We start from the raw sequence: 18,028 nt of genomic DNA, 5'->3' as shown, positions 1-18,028 counted from the left end.
ATTGAAACGCCTGCTCATCATTTCACCTTATTTCCCCCCTGTAAATGCTGCTGATATGCAACGAATACGCATGAGCCTCCCCTATTTTGCCGGTAATAACTGGGAAGCCGAAGTAGTAATGGTTGATGAAAAATACGCGGATATGGCTATTGATGAGTTGTTGCTGCAAAGTGTATCACCTCAAATAAAAATCCATAAGGTAAGTGCTTTAAAGAAACACATTACTTCCAAATTAGGGTTAGGCAGCATTTCCCTACGTTCCCTGTGGTTCTACAGGCAAAAGGTCAACAAGCTTTTAAAAGCTCAAAAATATGATCTTATCTATTTTTCCACCACGCAGTTTCCGGTTTGCATCCTGGGGGCCTACTGGAAAAAACGTTTTGGGATACCGTATGTAATAGATATGCAGGATCCCTGGTTTTCTGATTATTACCAGGATAAACCCAAAGCTCAAAGGCCGCCCAAATATTGGTTCTCCTATCGCCTCAACAAATACCTGGAGCCAATAGCCATGAAAAATGTAGATGGTTTGATCAGCGTATCTGATGATTACATCATCGACTTGAAAAAAAGATATCCGGAAATAAAAAACATACCTTCTGCAACCATAACATTCGGCGCATTTGATCCTGATATGCAGATAGCCGAAAAAAATGAAAAATTATTTAATAAGCTGCTTAATAAAGGATCAATCAACGTAGTTTACATAGGTCGTGGAGGCGCGGATATGCATGAGGCAATAACGCCTTTATTTAAAGCGCTTAAAAATGGATTACAAAACGGGAACGAAGCCTTAAAATCATTCATGTTTTATTTTATCGGCACAAGTTACGCTCCAAATGGCAAGGGCAATCCAACTATAATGCCACTTGCCAAACAGTTTGGTGTAGACGGCCAGGTAGTTGAAATTACCGATCGGATCAGCTATTATCATACACTGGCTACTTTGCAACAGGCTGACGCGCTTTTTATTCCTGGGTCTGACGATCCTAAATACACGGCCTCAAAAATATATCCATACCTCCTAACCCAAAAACCAATATTGGCCATTTTTAACGCTGCAAGTTCGGCTATAAATATCATGAAGGAATATGGTGTGAACAATGCTTTTGATTACGACACCATAAGCGATTCGGATATTAACTTATTCCTGACAGCATTGCTTAACGGCAATCATCAACAGCCGAAGTATAATGACGCGGTTGTAAATAAATATTCGGCCAAGCAAATGGCCTTTAACCAATGCAAACTTTTTGATAGCGTTATTAGTGGAAAAAATTAAGAGAACGTTTGGCTTTATATTTAAGCACCCTTTAGGTAAAAGGCACCCTATTAAGGCGCTCATTAGGTTCGTATGGTGGCAAATTCAAAGCAGCCTTCGTCCATCCCAGTTTATTGTAAAACCTTACCTGTCAGGAGTAAAATTTCATGCCCGTAAAGGCTTAACCGGCATCACCGGCAATATTTATACCGGCCTGCATGAGTTTAATGATATGGCCTTTTTACTGCACTTTTTAAGGCCGGCCGATGTTTTTTTTGATATTGGCGCTAATGTGGGTTCTTACACTTTGCTGGCATCCGGGGTATGCAAGGCCAAAACCATCGCCATTGAAGCATCAGCAACTACCGCGGCCATCACCCATAAAAACATCAGCCTAAACAACCTTCAGGATAAAACCACTTTGATTAATGCCGCAGCGGGTGCTGAAGCCGGTGTACTAACATTTTCAAAAAACGAGGATACTACCAATCATATTATTAGCCCTAATGAAACACAAAATACCGACGTTGAAACAGTAAAGGTGATCACGATAGATTCCATTTCTGTAAATGATAATCCCGCCTTGATAAAAATCGATGTAGAAGGTTTTGAAACCGAAGTGTTGAAAGGGATGCACGATACATTGAAGCTGGAATCGCTTAAAGCTATTATCATCGAGCTAAATGGCAGTGGTATCCGTTATGGATTTAATGAGGAAGATATCCATCAGCTACTGCTGGCCAATGGATTTAAACCTTACCAGTATGATCCCTTCAGCAAAAATTTAAATTTGATGCCCTCCTTCGGCAGTTATAATACCATTTACTGCCGCGACGCTGATTTTATCAATCACCGGTTAAAAATCGCCAAAGGATTTAATATAATGGGCGAAACCATCTGATATGCGCCTGGCCATTATAACCACCCATCCTATACAGTATTATGCACCGGTTTTTAAACTATTGCATGAAAAGCAACAGGTTGATATTAAAGTATTTTATACCTGGGGAGAAAGCGCACAGAAGAAATTCGATCCCGGTTTTAGGAAAACTATATCCTGGGACATGCCATTGACGGATGGTTATCCATACGAATGGGTTGAAAACACATCAACAGATCCGGGTTCGCATCATTTTAAGGGCATAGTGAACCCCGGATTAATCAGCCAGATCAAAACCTGGCAGGCTGATGCCATACTGGTTTATGGCTGGGCATATGATAGCCATTTAAAAGTTATCAGGCATTTTAAAAGCAAATTACCCGTTTATTTCCGTGGTGATTCAACGCTGCTTGATGTTCAGGAAGGATTTAAAGCGTTATTACGGTCCACTTTTTTAAAATGGGTGTATCATCATATTACTCATGCCTTTTACGTGGGTAGTAATAACAAAGCTTATTTTGAGAAATATGGTTTAAACACCGGGCAACTTAGTTTTGCCCCACACGCCATAGATAATGATCGGTTTGGTGAGCAGAGGACCGATGAAGCCGATAAATTAAGGCAAAGCCTGGGTATTACCGAAGCCGAAGCATTGATACTATTTGCAGGTAAGCTGGAAGAAAAAAAATCACCCCAATTATTGCTGGATGCTTTTTTAACTTTGAACATGCCAAACACCCATTTATTATTTGTTGGTAACGGTAATTTAGAAGTTTCATTAAAAACCAATGCGGGCAAAAAAAACAATGTGCACTTTATTGATTTTTATAATCAATCATTAATGCCGGTAGCATACCAGGCCTGTGATTTGTTTTGTCTGCCCTCAAAAGGCCCGGGAGAAACATGGGGGCTTGCGGTAAATGAGGCCATGGCCGCGGGAAAGCCCGTGCTGGTATCTGATAAATGCGGTTGCGCCGTCGATTTGGTAGTGCCTGGCATTACCGGCGAAATATTTGAAGCAGGAAACTTAACCGACATCAGTACCAAACTGAACAAACTTATTTTCAATAAAACAACGCTGAAAGTTTTGGGTCAGAATGCTAAAAACAAAATAGGTGCATGGAGTTTTACAAATCAGGCAGATGCCATTTTAAACATACTAAGAAATAGCAATGCAAGGTAAACAAGTTCCATTAGAGCGTTTTTTAATATTGTTCATTCCATGGGCGCTGGCCGCTTTACTGAAAAGCGATTACGAATTATCGTACATAATCGCCTGGCTGGGATCCTTCCTCATATTTTTTTTAACGTTAACCGGTTGGGTTAAACCGCTGCCCAATGACAGGAGCATTGCCGAACAACTCATGCGGCCAATTTTTTTGGTCCAGATAATTTTTGCGGGGTATATGGCCTGTACCTCCATATTCTATTTCCTGGATGTATTGGGGTATCAAAACTTTGAAAAAGTAGGTACTACCCTAATTGACCGGGATCGACTTCAATTTACGGCGCAATGCCAACGGTATTATTGTTTAGGGCACGCCGCCTTTGTTACTGGTATTTTGACCTTTATGGATTATTCCGCTAAATCCAAATACCATATTTCACAAGATAAACTGGCCAACCTGCTGATGATGTTTGCAGTGTTCAGTTTCCCTGCCTCTATACTTTTCATTAAAGTTCCTGGATTATCGCAATTTGCAAATCAATTCAGCTCCTTAAGTTTTATTGCCGGTACTTTGGCGCTTGCCTTTGCCATTCCGCTTAAAAAAATTGGCAATACCCTTATTTGTATTTGCTTTTACTTTTTCAACTTTTACCAGGCACTCATTTCTGGTTTTAAAGAACCTATTATCATTAGTGTTTTGGTGTTAGGAATATTTCTATACCCTAATTATAAGAAATTAGTGGCCGGTATTTTCATTCCTATCCTGTTGCTTTTATTTATGTTTCTGCCTACCTATAACAGAATCTTCAGGCAAAATGCATGGTCGGAAAATGCCTCTACCGATGAGGCGACTGAACTGGCATTAAATGCCGCGTTGAACAGTGTTGATTCTGGCGATGAAGATGACTCAAACTGGGGCTTCCTGGTGTACAGGTTAAGTGAAATTGATATGTTTATCAAATTCACCCAATCAACACCTAAAAATGTTGATTTTTATGGCACCAAACTGATCCAACAATCCGGTATGGCCATTATCCCACGTGTTTTCTGGCCGGGTAAACCAAGTACCGAAGACCTGATCATGGAACGCGTTTATGATGCAGGTGTGGTAAACAGGGCATCATCAGTATCTGCAAAGCCTGCTTTTATTGTTGACGCCTACCTTACCGATGGAGCACTTGGCGTTTTTTTATCCATGTTTCTTTACGGAGCAGTTGCACAGCTGATATCCACCAAAGCTGAAAATCTTTTTGGTGGATATATCTTAGGAACGGCACTTGTTTTTAGCGGTCTTTTCCAGATCATGTGGCGTGGCCTTAGTTTTGAATTTCTCGTCAACACCGTGTTCTGGAGTTTCATCAGCATGTTTGTGGTACATAAAATACTTACCGTATCTAACATCTTAAAAGAGGGTTGAAAATATTACAGATCTCTGCTGCCTATAAACCAGCCTATATTTATGGTGGGCCAACTATGTCTGTAGCGATGCTTTGCGAGCAACTGGTAAATGCGGGTTGCCAAATTAGTGTATATACCACCACAGCCAACGGCCCGCGCGAACTTGAAGTAGTCCCAAACCAAACAGTTGTGGTTGATGGTGTTGATGTTACCTATTTTAAACGCATCACTAAAGACCATAGTCACTTATCCCCTGCTTTATTAAATGCCGTTTGGAAAAATGCCAAAGCTTATGATGTGGTGCACGTTCATGCTTGGTGGAATTTGGTTTCTGTACTGTCATGCCTGATAGCTGTTATGCGTGGGGTGCCTGTTTTAGTTTCTGCCCGGGGTACCTTAAGCCCTTATTCGTTTCAAAATAAAAACCAGGGTATTAAAGCAATCATCCATAATTTATTGGGTAAGCCGGTATTAAAGCATTGCCACATCCACGCAACATCGCAAAGAGAAAGCGATGCGGTAAACTGTATCATCAAACCAAAAAGCAACACTACAATACCCAATTTTGTAAAACTTCCGGTATACCATCCACAGGTACAAAATATAGTTACATCTCCAATTAAGTTAATTTTCTTCTCCAGGATTGAAGAAAAAAAAGGATTGGATATCCTGCTTAATGCCCTTGCAATGGTTAATATTCCTTTTCACCTTACTATTGCAGGCGATGGCAATGAATTGTATGTAGCTGATTTAAAGTCATTAGCTATAACTAATGGCATTGCCGATAAAATAACCTGGGTCGGTTTCATCAACGAAGATAAATTTAAGGTGTTACAGCAGCATGATCTGTTCATATTACCATCGCATGATGAAAACTTTGGCAACGCCGTTATTGAAAGCCTGAGTGTGGGCACGGCTGTACTGATAAGCGAAGAAGTTGGCTTAGCTGATTATGTAAGTAAAAACCATTTAGGTTGGCTTTGTAAAACAACCGCGGCATCTGTGGCAGAAACTATTAATCAGATAGCCGGCAGGCAAACCGATCTTAGTACTATCAGGGCGCAGGCCCCGGGAATTGTTTACAATGATTTTGGCGCCGATAGCTTAGTTGAAAAATACATAGGTTTGTACAATAAAATAAGCAAACAGCATTGACCCCAATATATTCATTTATCATCCTCACCTATAACGAAGAGCAGCATCTGCCCCGTTTACTGGCATCTATTAAAGAATTGAATGCGGCTATTTTTATTTTGGATTCGGGCAGTGATGATAATACGATCAATATAGCTCAAAAGGTAAACGCAGTAATATTGCAAAACCCCTTCTTGAATCACCCGCAACAATGGGATTTCGCCCTTAAAAATTTCGGCATTAAAACTCCCTGGATCATTTGTTTGGATGCCGACCAGGTAGTTACGCCGGAATTGAAGGAAAAGCTGATCAATTTTAAAGAAGAGGAACACAGGGATATCGATGGTATTTACTTTAACCGCAAAAACTTTTTTAAAGGCCGGTGGATCAAGCATGGTGGCTACTATCCTTTTTACCTGCTTAAAATGATCAGGTACGGAGTTGGCTACTCAGACCTCAACGAAAACATGGATCATCGTTTTATAGTTCCAGGCAAAACCGAGGTATGGAAAGATGGTCATATCCTGGAAGAAAATCTCAAGGAAAACAACATCAGTTTCTGGATAGCCAAACATAACCGGTACAGCGATCTGCTGGCCCATGAAGAGGTTGAGCGCATGCAAAAAATGCGAACGCAAACTCTTAAGCCATCGCTGTTTGGCTCGCCGGATGAGCGTACAGCCTGGCTAAAACAATTGTGGTGGCAATTGCCCCGCTATGTAAGGCCAATGCTTTATTTTATCTACCGCATGATATTTCAATTAGGCATCCTGGAAGGGCGCACTGGTGTAATATTCCACTTTTTACAGGGCTTTTGGTTCAGGTTGATTGTTGATGTTAAAATTGATGAGATCCTTAAAAGTCAACAAAAACCGGCACAGGCAAATCAAACCAGTATCTCTCCCTTTAAATTTGTATTTACGTTCCTGTTTTTATTCCTGCTGTTTTATTACTTCAACATTTTGTTTTTTGGTATTACCAGCCCAGGCAGCCACTACTATCCATTTTTAGCTGAGCATTTAAATTATATAAATGGTTTACGAATATTCCTGTTACAAAGCAGCGCAGTGGTACTTAGCTGGTTTGGATTTTCATCTGTACATAATAGCACAGAATTACTGGTAGCGGGCAAGGGTACTATTGTGCTGGTATACTCTTGTTTGGGATTGGGCTTAATCAGTTTCTTTTCGGCGTTTGTAATAGCTTATCCCAAAAGGCTAAAACAAAAAATGATCTTTTTAATAGCCGGAATTATAGGTATTGAGCTTTTAAATATTATCCGTTTTGTAGTTTTAGCTTTATTTTGGAACAAAAAAGCAAACCGGATAATTGATCATCATACCATTTTCAATATCATTTTGTACATTATCATTATGATAAGCTTATATTATTGGGTAAAGCAAAACGACAAAGCAATCAATAAACATGCTTAAAACCAACCTGGCTACCTATAATAATCATCCCTTCCATCCCGGCGGTAATGCTATAAAAAGACTTTTATGGTTTTATACAAACGCTGTATTTTTCAAAACAAGCATTATTCCATCCAGCGCTTTTAAAGTATTTTTACTGCGGATGTTTGGCGCCAGGATTGGAAAAAACGTAACGATTAAGCCATGTGTAAATATCAAATATCCCTGGTTTTTGCAAATTGGTGATGAAAGCTGGATAGGCGAAAATGTATGGATAGATAGCCTGGTTATGATTAGCATCGGTGCTAACGTATGCCTTTCGCAGGGTGCGGTGCTACTTACCGGAAGCCATAACTATAAAAAAACATCATTCAATCTCATAACCAAAGAGGTGATTTTAGAAGATGGCGTTTGGATAGGTGCAGGAGCCATGGTAAATCTTGGTATTGTAGCAGCAAGTCATTCGGTACTTACCAGCGGTTCTGTAGCAACAAAAAACCTACAGGCTTACAGCGTTTACCAGGGCAACCCGGCTATAAAGATCCGCGATCGCGAGATTGACTTATAAATATATCTAACACTATGATATTACAAAAATCACACCCCCATAAAATTATCCTGTTGGCTTTAGGCATCATGGTATTAATTATGGGTACGATGATATTTATTGCGCCTACCGCCCTCTTCCCTGATCCCAGCTGGGGTTTCCAGGTGATGCAAAAAATGCAGGCTGGTGGCGCGTTCAATATAGCCACCAAACCCAGTCCGGCAGATATAAGAAAAGATTATAGTGAATTTTTATCATGGTGGTCGCCCGGGCAGTATTTAGTTCCTTACTTTTTTAAATCCGTTTTTGGCATCAACACCGGGCAGGCATCCGCAATTACTGTTACTTTATTTAGCTTGCTTGGAATAGGCGGATTATATATTTTTTTTAAAAAAGCAGGATTTACACCACTGTTGGCAGCTGTTAGTGTACTGGTAATATCAATTCAACAAGGTTTCTTTATTCCCTACGTTTTTTATAACGGTGGCGAAGTTTTGCTTTTCGGCTTTATTGGATGGTTCCTGTATGGTTGTATAAGCTTTGATAAAGCAGATTGGAAGCTTGTAGTATTCCTGCTGTTTGCCGGTTGGATAGGCTTTTTCTGCAAATCATCCTTTTTGTGGATGTATGCTGCAGGATGCCTGTATATCTGGATCAAACTATCCCAAAAGCAATTAAATTTAACCGATTGGGTTAAAAACGGAATCTGGATTGCCATCCCTGCAATCATATCAATAGGTGTTATTATTGTTAGCTACCTATCTAAGGGTGCAAACCCTGCATCAGATTCATCAGGGTTATTATTCAGTTGGGAAACCTTTAGCTTTCCGCTGGCGTCCCCCATTTTAGCAGGTTTTTCGTTTGATGATATATTAAACGGGGTACTATTTCACAATAATGAATGGTCGCTTAGCCCTCAGTGGTTATTGATTATTTTATTATTAGCGGCTGCATTAAGCGTCGTGATTATCGTAAGTATCAACCGTTCCGTTCCTAATAAGGACTACACCCTATTGCTCAGTATTTTTTATGTGTTATCGGTACTGTTTTTTGGCTATAGTTTTTTACGGCAGGCAAATATTTCATACGAAGCAAGACATTTCAGGATCATTGGTTTACTGGTAACTCCCGGAGTAATTTACCTGATGAGCCGATGGAAACCGCCTTTTAAAATAGCTTTCGGACTGGTATGCTTGTTTATTGCCTTTTTAAGCATCCGGTATTTTGTAACCAGCTATCATCAAAATAAAACAGTAAACGCCCACGGGGCATCTGGTGTAGCACTGCCATTCATTGATCAGCCATCGCTAGATTATATTATGGATTTAGACCGGAAAACAAAAAACGCGCTCTTCGTATTTATTAGCCCGGATCTAGGTCTTGAAATTAACCATAACCGTTATGTTATTTTAGATCCTATCGACGCTGATGTCAAAATTAATTTCGATAGCTATGTACATTATGGCCATGCCGGCCCCATCTTTATCATGCTCCCGGCAAGCTATATGGGCCCAAAATCAAACATTATACGTAAATGCTTCCCCGGATACACCGGTTTCCATATGGATATGCTGAGCAATAATTACGTCCTGTATTCGGCCAAATAAAAGCCGACTGTAGAAAAACTAAGCACGTAATAATTGCTCAGCAATTATTTGTCCTGATCTAAATCCTTTCGATTTCCATCAATTACTGCCAGCCGCCGAAGAAAAACATATACCGGCGAACTCTCCTCTTCAATTAATTGCTTTCCGCCTCCATCAATCACCTAACATAGTTTTCAGTTCCTGTTAAATCCTTCCGGTGTCGCCGTTCTCTACCCTTTTAAGATAAGTCCAGTAAAACACGATGGGGAACACAAACAGGTTGAATATGGTATTGGTAATTAGTCCCCCAATAACTACTATGGCCAGTGGTTTTGATGCTTCGGATCCTATACCTGCCGATAATGCAGCTGGTAGTAAACCGATAGCCGCCATCATAGCAGTCATAATAACCGGGCGCATCCTATCGGCAACACCACTTTTTAAAGCATCAGCAAAATTGGCAAACTGGTGATGACGCAGATCTTTGATGTTCGATTTAAATTTGGAGATCAGGATAACCCCATTTTGAACACAAATACCAAATAAAGCGATAAAACCGATACCTGCGGATATGTTAAAATTAACGCCGGTGATCAACAAGGCAAGTATCCCACCCATAATGGCGAACGGCACATTATTTAACACCAGCAAGGAATCCCTGAAATTACCGAACAAGATAAACAGGATAAAAAAGATGATAAGCAAACTCACGGGTACAGCCTGTGATAGTCTTTGGGTTGCCCTTTGCTGGTTTTCAAAATCACCTGCCCATTCTAAGCGGTAATCCTTAGGGAGTTTAATTTGCGCGTTTACTTTGGCTTGCGCCTCTGCAATGGTACTGCCCATATCGCGGCCCCTTATAGAGAACTTGATAGCACCATAACGGCTGTTTTTATCGCGATAGATCATACTGATACCCGTAATTTTCCCGATATCGGCTATCTCCCGTAATGGTACGCGGCCCCCGTTAAGTGTTGGTACGCGCAAATCGCCAATGGCAGAGGCATTGTTCCTGAAATCCTCCGGGTAACGGATCCTAAGATCAAATTTTCTTTCGCCCTCATAGATCTGTGTTGCTGCACGACCGCCAATTGCGGTTTCTATAACTGCATTAGCATCGGCGGCGGTAACACCATACTGGGCCATTTTATCCTGGTTAAGGTTAATCTGTAGTTCAGGCTGCCCCATGTTACGTAAAATACCCAAATCCTCAATACCACGTACTCCCTTTAATATTTTATAGATCTGTTCTTCTTTACCCTCAATATATGGGTAGTTATCGCCAAACATTTTAACCACTATAGATCCCTTTACTCCCGAAACTGCTTCTTCAACGTTATCAGATATCGGCTGCGAGAAGTTTAAATCAACACCAGGATAAAACTTCAGTTTGTCCTGCATCCGCGCTATCAATTCTTCCTTCGTTTCTTTTCGTTTCCATTCGCCCTGAGGATAAATATCAACGTGAAACTCTATGTTATAAAAGCCAGTGGCATCCGTACCATCATTGGGCCTGCCCGTTTGCGATATCACTTGTTTAACCTCATCAAAGCTCAGGAAGATCTTGCGCATCTCATTTGATAGCTTAACAGATTCTTGAAGTGATGTACTCAAAGGCCCTGTAGCTCTTACATATATAGATCCCTCATTAAGCTCTGGTAAAAACTCAGTTCCAAGCAAAGTAAAGCAACCCAGGCTAATCACTAAAGCAATAAGCGCTATCGGGAAAACTATTTTGCGGCGTTTAAAACACAGGTTATAAAAACTAAGCGCATGCTTTGTAATAAACTCCACAAAAATATTATGGCGTTCGCGCACGTTTTTCTTTAACAGGATGCTGCACAGTGCAGGTACCAGGGTAAAGGTTAATAACAAAGCACCTAAAAGGGCAAAGCTCAATGTCCAGGCCAAGGGCGAAAACATTTTCCCTTCTACTTTTTGGAAACTGAATATAGGTAACAGCCCGGTTATAATAATAGCCTTTGCAAAAAATATGCCTTTACCATTTACCAAACATGCCTGGCGTATCAATCCCAGCTTGCTTAGCTTGTTGAAATTTTCCATTCCAACTTCCTTTGCCTTATGATCAAGCAATACAAAGATCCCCTCTACCATCACCACGGCCCCATCTATGATGATCCCGAAATCAATGGCCCCCATGGATAGCAGGTTGGCCGACATCCCTTTTAGTTTAAGGCACATGAAAGCAAACAACAGCGCGAGCGGAATAACAATGGCAACTATTACCGTGGTGCGCCAGTCGGCCATAAAAAGCAGTACAATAACCGTTACAAATACAATCCCCTCGGCCATATTGTGCAATACGGTATGGGTGGCAAAATCAACCAGCGTTTCGCGGTCATAAAAAGTGTTGATCTTTACATCCTCGGGCAGTATACTGCCGTTCAGCTCCTTTATCTTATCCTTTAAGCCCGCTATCACCACGCTCGGGTTTTCCCCTTTGCGCATAACAACAATACCTTCTACCACGTCCGGGTCTACATCCCTTCCTACCTGACCTAACCGGGGCAAGGCTGATTCCGTTACTTCTGCTATGGTTTTTACATAGATGGGCGTACCTTTTATGTTGTTAACTACAATATTTTTAATCTCGCTGATATTGTTCAGTAAGCCAATACCACGTACCACATAGGCTTGTCCACTTTGCTGTATCACGTCGCCGCCAACATTCACGTTACTTTTTGATACCGCATCAAACAATTGCAGCGGGGTTATATCATATTGCACCGCTTTTTGCGGGTTAATTGTTATCTGGTATGTTTTCACCTCGCCGCCAAAGCTGTTTACATCGGCCACGCCGGGTACTGCCCTTATCTCGCGACTTACTACCCAATCCTGTATGGTCTTTAATTCGCGTACAGAGCGTTTATTGCTGGTAAGTGTGTACCTGTAAATTTCACCTGTTGGGCCATAAGGCGGCTCAATCTCCGGCGTGATGCCATCGGGTAAATTGGCCTCGTCAATATGATTATTGATCTGTAAACGGGCAAATGCGTAATCTACATCATCATCAAAGGTGATTTTTACCACCGATAAGCCAAACAGCGATGACGAGCGTACACTTGTCTTTTTCTCTGCCGGGTTCATGGCCAGTTCTATTGGGCGGGTTACAAATTTCTCAACCTCCTCGGCACTACGGCCGGGCCACTGGGTTATAATGGTTACCGATGTATTGGTTACATCCGGAAAAGCATCTATAGCGATGGTTTTGAAGCTGATATAACCTGCAACAGCCATCAGCAGCGTAACAAAAAATATAAAAACCTTGTTTTTAAGTGCAAAAGACAGCACTCCTTTTATGAACTTGTTCATCTAAGTTGCTTTAATAAAATGATAGGGATCTGTATTAATCTTTTAAAGACTCATACAGGTAAACTTGCCGCGATGCTACTATACGTTGCCCCGGTTTCAATCCTTTGCTGATGTAGGCTACATCCTCTACACGTTTGGCTATTTCAATAGGTTGTATATGTACCTTTGCTGGCCCATCCACCACAACCACGTAGTTTTTATCATTATCAAACACAATAGCATTGGTGTTGATGGCCGGTAAATTCATGCCTGATTTTGCCCGGATCTTGACATTGGTAAACATGCCGGGCTTCAACATATTATCGGGATTCCTGATCATTACCCTGGCACGCATTACCTTGTTATCGGGATCAAGCACATCAAACAGTTTATCAATTTTACCGGTAAATACTTGATCAGGATAGGCAAGCGTAGATATCTGTACTTCATCGCCAACCTTCACACTGGCAATATCAGACTCATACATATTGATGAGCACATACACAGATGACAGATCTGCAATGGTAAACAGGTTCTGATTATTATCAGCTCTTACCATCATATCTTCCGTAACATTTTTTTCGATGATGTAACCACCCAGCGGGGCCTGTATTTCATAACCCTTACCGTTACTCTTGTTGATAGACATTATGGAGTTTGCCCGGCTATTCTCGGCAGTTGCTTTTTGGTAATCAGATTTGGCCTGTTCCAGATCCTTTTCAGATGACAGCCCACTTTTGTACATATCCTGTGTGGTTTCCAGTTGCCGGCGGGTGTTACGCAAATCGGCCCCGGCCGCGATCATGTCACGGCTAAAGCCTGCTATTTCGGCGCTGCGCATCGTAGTAAGCACCTGGCCTTTTTTAACCACATCACCCAATTGTACATGCACTGCCTGTGCAATACCGCTTACCATCGGGAAAATTTTAACCATTTTAGTTTCGTCTGGCGCGATACTGCCGGTAAGCGTAATTTCCGATAACGCGTTTTCGGCCTTTACTGTATCAATCACCAAACTGTGTAATAAACTATCGGTTACCTGAAAATGGGCATCCTTTGCCGTTTCGGCATCGTCATGATGGGTGCAGGCTGATATGGATAATATAACGGCTGGAATGACACCAAAAGCAATTATTTTATAGGGGCGATACATGATATCTAAGTAATTATTGATTAAAAAATGGAGTACCTGTAGCAAAATTTAACTGCTCGAGCGAGCTGATGCGGTTAAGCTGCAGGTTATTTAACTGTAGGGTGTTGGTTTTGTAAGAATCATAAAAATCAAGAAACTCCAGCAGGCTGATGTTGTGCTTCTGGTAATTTTTAAATACTTCCTGTATCAGGTGGTTAAAATCCTGCTTAAAATTCGGATCGAAGCTATTGTACAGATTTTCAAGACGTAAGGCCCCTTTATAGTCATTGGCAAGTTCACTTTCCAGTTGGTCTTGCTGACTTTGTAATTGCACTTTGCTGGCATCAACTGCTATATGGGCTTGTTTTATACCACCCTGGTTACGATTAAAAAACGGAAGAGAAAAAGCTATCCCGGCGCTGGAATAATCGCGGATGTAACTGCCCTGCTTATCATAAGCTAATGAAAAGGTAACATCTGGTACAGCCGTTGCCTTTTGAAGTTTTAGGTTGATGTTATTGTAATCAACAACAGACCGCGCTACTTTCAGATCATACCGGTTGGCATAGGCCGAATCAACCAAATGCTGGTAGGGTACTTCTGCCACTACTGATTTCCCTTCAAGGTTAATATCAACCTGTGGAACAATATAAGCCGAAGCTTTGGCCCTGATCATCAGTTTTAACTCACTTTGCGTATCGTCAATGTTATCCATCAGGTCGTTCAGCTCCGATTGCAATGAGTAAAGCTGCGACTGAATCCTGAGCACTTCTTTTTGGGCGATATTCCCCTTACTATATTGTTCCTGGAAAACTTTAAGCGTTTTGGCCAGTGAATTTATCTCCTCCTGGTATACCAGTGCAGACTGTTCCTGGAAATAGATCTTGTAAAAATCATTCCTGAGGGTAAATTTAAGTGTGCGCAGCAGATCAAATAATTGATATTGTGTTTGTTGCGCGCTTATCTGTGCCAGCTGAATACTTTTATTGCGTTTGCCTGCAGTTTGGATAAGTTGGGATAACTGTGCAGAGTATTCGCCCCCATCACGACTTGTGTCAAAAAACCTTTTGGTTTTAGGGTTATATAAAACGTTGGCAAAGCTAAAGTCGGGATTATTGAACAAACGGGCAGTTATTATTTGCGCCTGGGCCTGGTCAATACTATAATGCTGAATAATGAGATCAAGGTTATTCTTTAAGAACTGCGATTCCGTCTCTTTCAATGTCACACTTAATGTATCGCTGTTGGGGGTTTGTCCGAAAACAGTACCCCCCACAGCCATACACCATAGTTGAATTGAAAAAAGAACGATAACAAATTTGTGGTGCATAGTATATTTGTTTGGGACAAAGCTATACCACCCAAATTAGAGGCACATTAAAGCGAGATTAGAAAGAGATTAGAATATGGGCACAAAGCTGATGGTAAAAGTTGTGCCCTGGTTAATAACAGAATTCATGGTAATAGTGCCATTAAATAATTGTATAATTTTATAGGCAACATAAAGCCCCACCCCGTTTCCATCAAATACCCGCCCGTTTGCACTACGATAAAATGGCGTAAATATTTTTTCCTGGTCATCAACCGGGATACCAATACCTTTATCCACTATGGTAATTACTACAGACCGCTCATCTGCATACAAACGGCAGATTACAGGCTTGTTGCCCGAAAATTTAAAGGCATTGCCAATAATATTATTGAGGGCAATTTTCAATAGCGTTTTGTTGGCGTTAATGAACAGTGCCTGCTGTTCCTCTGGTAGATGATCAATTTGTACCTGAAGCTGCGGATGCCCCGGCGACATTGCCCAATGATGCTGTATTTCCCAAATCTGTTCATCTATCTGTACAGGCTCAAGCATTGCGCGTGTATATTCCATATCGGTTTGGGCAAGTTCCATAAGGCTGCCAATGGTTTCTCCTAACCGTTCTGCCTCAAATAATACCGAATTTAATAGCTGTTCATATTCTGCACTGCTGCGTTGTTTATGCAGTGCAACCTCAATTTCACCTATAATACTGGTTACAGGCGTACGTAACTCGTGCGAAGCATTGGCCACGAACGTTTGTTGTAGCTCAAATGAATTTTGCAAATGGCTTAATAAACGATTAAAATTAATAGCCAACGCGCTTATTTCATCTTTACCCTTTCCCTCATCTACCCTTAAATGTAAGCTATTGGCATTCATCAATTTCATTTGCCTGATAAGACCATCTATAGGCAATAATGACCGTTCAGCAAACCAGCGACCTATAAAAAACAAAAAACAATTCACCACAATTAATATGATGATCATGATCCTGATGATACCGGATAAGCGAATTTTGGCCTGTTGATCATAAGCAGAAGCCAGGATAACAAAATTCCCCTGGTTATCAGGATAATAAATACCAATAGTTTGCCTTTCCCCTTCCCTAAAACTGATGATTTTTTTGTTGCGCACCTGCTCAATGGTATTAATGCTCCAGTATTGCTCTTTATCTTTAATAAACGAGGCAATATTGTGGGCGTTATAAACGCGTATCACTTCATCGGGCAGTTTCTCCAGCATTCGCTCCCTAACATGGTTTAGCGAGTCTGAGGATATTTCGTCGGCTTCGAGGTATAATTGAGCGGCTACTTTTGCCCTGTCTTTTAAATGCCCATAAAAATCTGTCCTGAAGAAATCAGCAAAAGCCAGGTACATGATCATCATAATAACCAGCAACAAGGCCGAGCTAAGCAAAGTAAAATTGAGGGCCAACCGGTTTTTTATTTTCATACTACCTTGTTTTCCTTTAAAATATAACCCATGCCTATTACAGTATGAATCAGCTTGGCCTGTGAACCCTTTTCTATTTTTTTTCGAAGATAGTTCACATACACATCAATAAAATTGGTGCCAGTATCAAACTGAATGTCCCACACTTTCTCGGCAATATAATCCCGTGATAAGGTTTTGTTTGGGTTACGCATAAATAATTCAAGCAGGTGATACTCTTTGGTTGTAAGCACAATCTCGGCATTGGCGCGCTCGGCAGTTTTGGTGAATATGTTCAGTGTCAGATCGCTAAACGTCAATAAGCCCTCCTCTTTTTGATTTTCGGGCTTAAACCGTCTTAATAATGCGCCAATGCGGGCCAGTAGTTCGCTAAAATGAAAAGGCTTCACCAGGTAATCATCCGCCCCGGCCTGCAAGCCGTTTACTTTATCATCTACGCGGTCCAGTGCAGTAAGCATTAAAATCGGCACCTTGCTGTTATCCCTCCTGATCTGCCGGCAAAGATCAACGCCGTTGATATCAGGCAGCATCACATCGAGGATGATGAGGTCAAATGATTGCGCACTTATCAGATCAATGGCAGATAAGCCATCCCTGGCATGAGTTACCAGGAAATCATGTTCCTGTAATCCTTTTGAAATAAAGGCCGCCACTTTTTCCTCATCCTCCACGAGGCATATATGATTCATAATTTTTCAGGGAATTGAATGAGTTACAAATAAAAGAAATATTAAGCTACTTGCGCATAATATTAAAAAAGGTGCCAACCCTGTGAATCATGTTATAAAAGAGGCACAAACCCGCGAAGATTAAATCAATTGAAATTAAAGGCCTTACCTTCTGAAATAAAGATGCAAAAAAGCAACTTGTAAAAACCTTCACTTTTCCGCGCATTATTCAATAGGAATATTCCATAAACTTTCCGTGTTTGGCACCTTATTGCGCAACTATTGATGTATTTAAAACCCTGTTCCATCTGCTGACTTTCCCGGGTGTTCGGGTCAGGAGCGTACGAGTGTTCGGGGGCGTTCGGGCTGGAGTTGATTAAAAAGGTAAGCAATTGGTTTACAGCAGAATCTGTTTTTAGGTGAAAATATAGCGAACAGTTAAAGTACTGGACTTCAACTTGTTGATGTTTTGAAAGTACAGGTTAATGTGGGTGCTTTGCTAAAAGCGAACACCTGTTTGGGATGGGCGGGGATTATTGTAAACGCAAAAACCCCTCATCATTTAGATGAAGGGTTTCACGATTCAGCCTTTTGGGGCTTTTAAGATTGGGCACCGACCTACTCTCCCACGTTTTACCGCAGTACCATCGGCTCTGGCGGGCTTGACTTCTCTGTTCGGAATGGGAAGAGGTAGACACCGCCGATATAGGCACCTGAATTTCTTTTGAGCTAAAAGCATAAAGCTTTTTTGCCAATTCATTATTTG

The 18,028-nt window shown here is 41.2% G+C and carries 13 protein-coding genes and 1 rRNA gene; 8 read left to right on the top strand and 6 right to left on the bottom strand.

Annotated elements, in window-relative coordinates:
• The first annotated feature begins 1 nt into the window (after position 1).
• Genes AC1DYB_RS19590 through AC1DYB_RS19555 form a run of 8 tightly spaced genes read left to right on the top strand, consistent with a single transcriptional unit; the run spans position 2 to position 9,407 of the window.
• Positions 2-1,282 carry a glycosyltransferase gene (locus AC1DYB_RS19590; protein WP_477437274.1) on the top strand — a complete coding sequence of 427 codons (1,281 nt, stop codon included), beginning with the start codon at positions 2-4 and terminating at the stop codon, positions 1,280-1,282.
• Positions 1,269-2,162, top strand: a complete 894-nt coding sequence (locus AC1DYB_RS19585; protein ID WP_477437272.1) for an FkbM family methyltransferase — start codon at positions 1,269-1,271, stop codon at positions 2,160-2,162. The genes AC1DYB_RS19590 and AC1DYB_RS19585 overlap by 14 nt, the downstream gene beginning before the upstream one ends.
• Position 2,163: 1 nt before the next feature.
• Positions 2,164-3,324, top strand: coding sequence for a glycosyltransferase family 4 protein (locus tag AC1DYB_RS19580; RefSeq protein ID WP_477437270.1), 1,161 nt, complete (start codon positions 2,164-2,166; stop codon positions 3,322-3,324).
• Positions 3,314-4,726, top strand: a complete 1,413-nt coding sequence (locus AC1DYB_RS19575) for an exosortase Y-associated Wzy-like protein (protein ID WP_477437268.1) — start codon at positions 3,314-3,316, stop codon at positions 4,724-4,726. Before AC1DYB_RS19580 ends, AC1DYB_RS19575 begins: the two co-directional genes overlap by 11 nt.
• A complete protein-coding gene (locus AC1DYB_RS19570; protein WP_477437266.1) occupies positions 4,723-5,862 on the top strand; it encodes an XrtY-associated glycosyltransferase XYAG1 in 1,140 nt (379 codons plus the stop codon). The genes AC1DYB_RS19575 and AC1DYB_RS19570 overlap by 4 nt, the downstream gene beginning before the upstream one ends.
• A complete protein-coding gene (gene xrtY, locus AC1DYB_RS19565) occupies positions 5,859-7,274 on the top strand; it encodes an exosortase Y (protein WP_477437264.1) in 1,416 nt (471 codons plus the stop codon). Before AC1DYB_RS19570 ends, xrtY begins: the two co-directional genes overlap by 4 nt.
• On the top strand, positions 7,267-7,821 hold the full coding sequence (locus tag AC1DYB_RS19560) for a WcaF family extracellular polysaccharide biosynthesis acetyltransferase (RefSeq protein WP_477437262.1): 555 nt from the start codon (positions 7,267-7,269) through the stop codon (positions 7,819-7,821). The genes xrtY and AC1DYB_RS19560 overlap by 8 nt, the downstream gene beginning before the upstream one ends.
• A gap of 14 nt (positions 7,822-7,835) precedes the next feature.
• A complete protein-coding gene (locus tag AC1DYB_RS19555) occupies positions 7,836-9,407 on the top strand; it encodes a hypothetical protein (protein ID WP_477437260.1) in 1,572 nt (523 codons plus the stop codon).
• 183 nt (positions 9,408-9,590) lie between these two features.
• Here the strand turns inward: AC1DYB_RS19555 and AC1DYB_RS19550 are convergent, their stop codons facing one another.
• From AC1DYB_RS19550 to rrf, 6 genes are all read right to left on the bottom strand, one after another.
• Positions 9,591-12,719 (bottom strand): efflux RND transporter permease subunit, encoded by a 3,129-nt coding sequence (locus AC1DYB_RS19550; RefSeq protein WP_477437258.1) that lies wholly within the window; start codon positions 12,717-12,719, stop codon positions 9,591-9,593.
• 34 nt (positions 12,720-12,753) lie between these two features.
• A complete protein-coding gene (locus tag AC1DYB_RS19545; protein WP_477437256.1) occupies positions 12,754-13,851 on the bottom strand; it encodes an efflux RND transporter periplasmic adaptor subunit in 1,098 nt (365 codons plus the stop codon).
• Positions 13,852-13,864: 13 nt separating this feature from the next.
• Positions 13,865-15,160: a TolC family protein gene (locus AC1DYB_RS19540; protein ID WP_477437254.1), complete on the bottom strand. Its 1,296-nt coding sequence runs from the start codon at positions 15,158-15,160 to the stop codon at positions 13,865-13,867.
• A 69-nt stretch (positions 15,161-15,229) separates the two neighbouring features.
• Positions 15,230-16,594, bottom strand: coding sequence for a sensor histidine kinase (locus tag AC1DYB_RS19535; RefSeq protein WP_477437252.1), 1,365 nt, complete (start codon positions 16,592-16,594; stop codon positions 15,230-15,232).
• Positions 16,591-17,283 carry a response regulator transcription factor gene (locus AC1DYB_RS19530; RefSeq protein WP_477437250.1) on the bottom strand — a complete coding sequence of 231 codons (693 nt, stop codon included), beginning with the start codon at positions 17,281-17,283 and terminating at the stop codon, positions 16,591-16,593. Before AC1DYB_RS19530 ends, AC1DYB_RS19535 begins: the two co-directional genes overlap by 4 nt.
• 584 nt (positions 17,284-17,867) lie before the next feature.
• Positions 17,868-17,979: ribosomal RNA gene (rrf, locus tag AC1DYB_RS19525) — 5S ribosomal RNA — on the bottom strand.
• Between the last annotated feature and the right edge of the window lie 49 nt (positions 17,980-18,028).

It is taken from the genome of Mucilaginibacter sp. P2_A4 (genome assembly GCF_056405015.1).
The sequence above is the reverse complement of the archived record's forward strand: the minus strand, read 5'-3'. Positions and strand labels throughout refer to the sequence as shown.

What these genes read in the sequence shown, in the direction of transcription:
- AC1DYB_RS19580 (WP_477437270.1), top strand. Translation starts at nt 2,164, where the DNA reads ATGCGCCTGGCCATTATAACCACCCATCCTATACAGTATTATGCACCG.
- AC1DYB_RS19575 (WP_477437268.1), top strand. Translation starts at nt 3,314, where the DNA reads ATGCAAGGTAAACAAGTTCCATTAGAGCGTTTTTTAATATTGTTCATT.
- AC1DYB_RS19560 (WP_477437262.1), top strand. Translation starts at nt 7,267, where the DNA reads ATGCTTAAAACCAACCTGGCTACCTATAATAATCATCCCTTCCATCCC.
- AC1DYB_RS19555 (WP_477437260.1), top strand. Translation starts at nt 7,836, where the DNA reads ATGATATTACAAAAATCACACCCCCATAAAATTATCCTGTTGGCTTTA.
- AC1DYB_RS19550 (WP_477437258.1), bottom strand. Translation starts at nt 12,719, where the DNA reads ATGAACAAGTTCATAAAAGGAGTGCTGTCTTTTGCACTTAAAAACAAG.
- AC1DYB_RS19545 (WP_477437256.1), bottom strand. Translation starts at nt 13,851, where the DNA reads ATGTATCGCCCCTATAAAATAATTGCTTTTGGTGTCATTCCAGCCGTT.
- AC1DYB_RS19540 (WP_477437254.1), bottom strand. Translation starts at nt 15,160, where the DNA reads ATGCACCACAAATTTGTTATCGTTCTTTTTTCAATTCAACTATGGTGT.
- AC1DYB_RS19535 (WP_477437252.1), bottom strand. Translation starts at nt 16,594, where the DNA reads ATGAAAATAAAAAACCGGTTGGCCCTCAATTTTACTTTGCTTAGCTCG.
- AC1DYB_RS19530 (WP_477437250.1), bottom strand. Translation starts at nt 17,283, where the DNA reads ATGAATCATATATGCCTCGTGGAGGATGAGGAAAAAGTGGCGGCCTTT.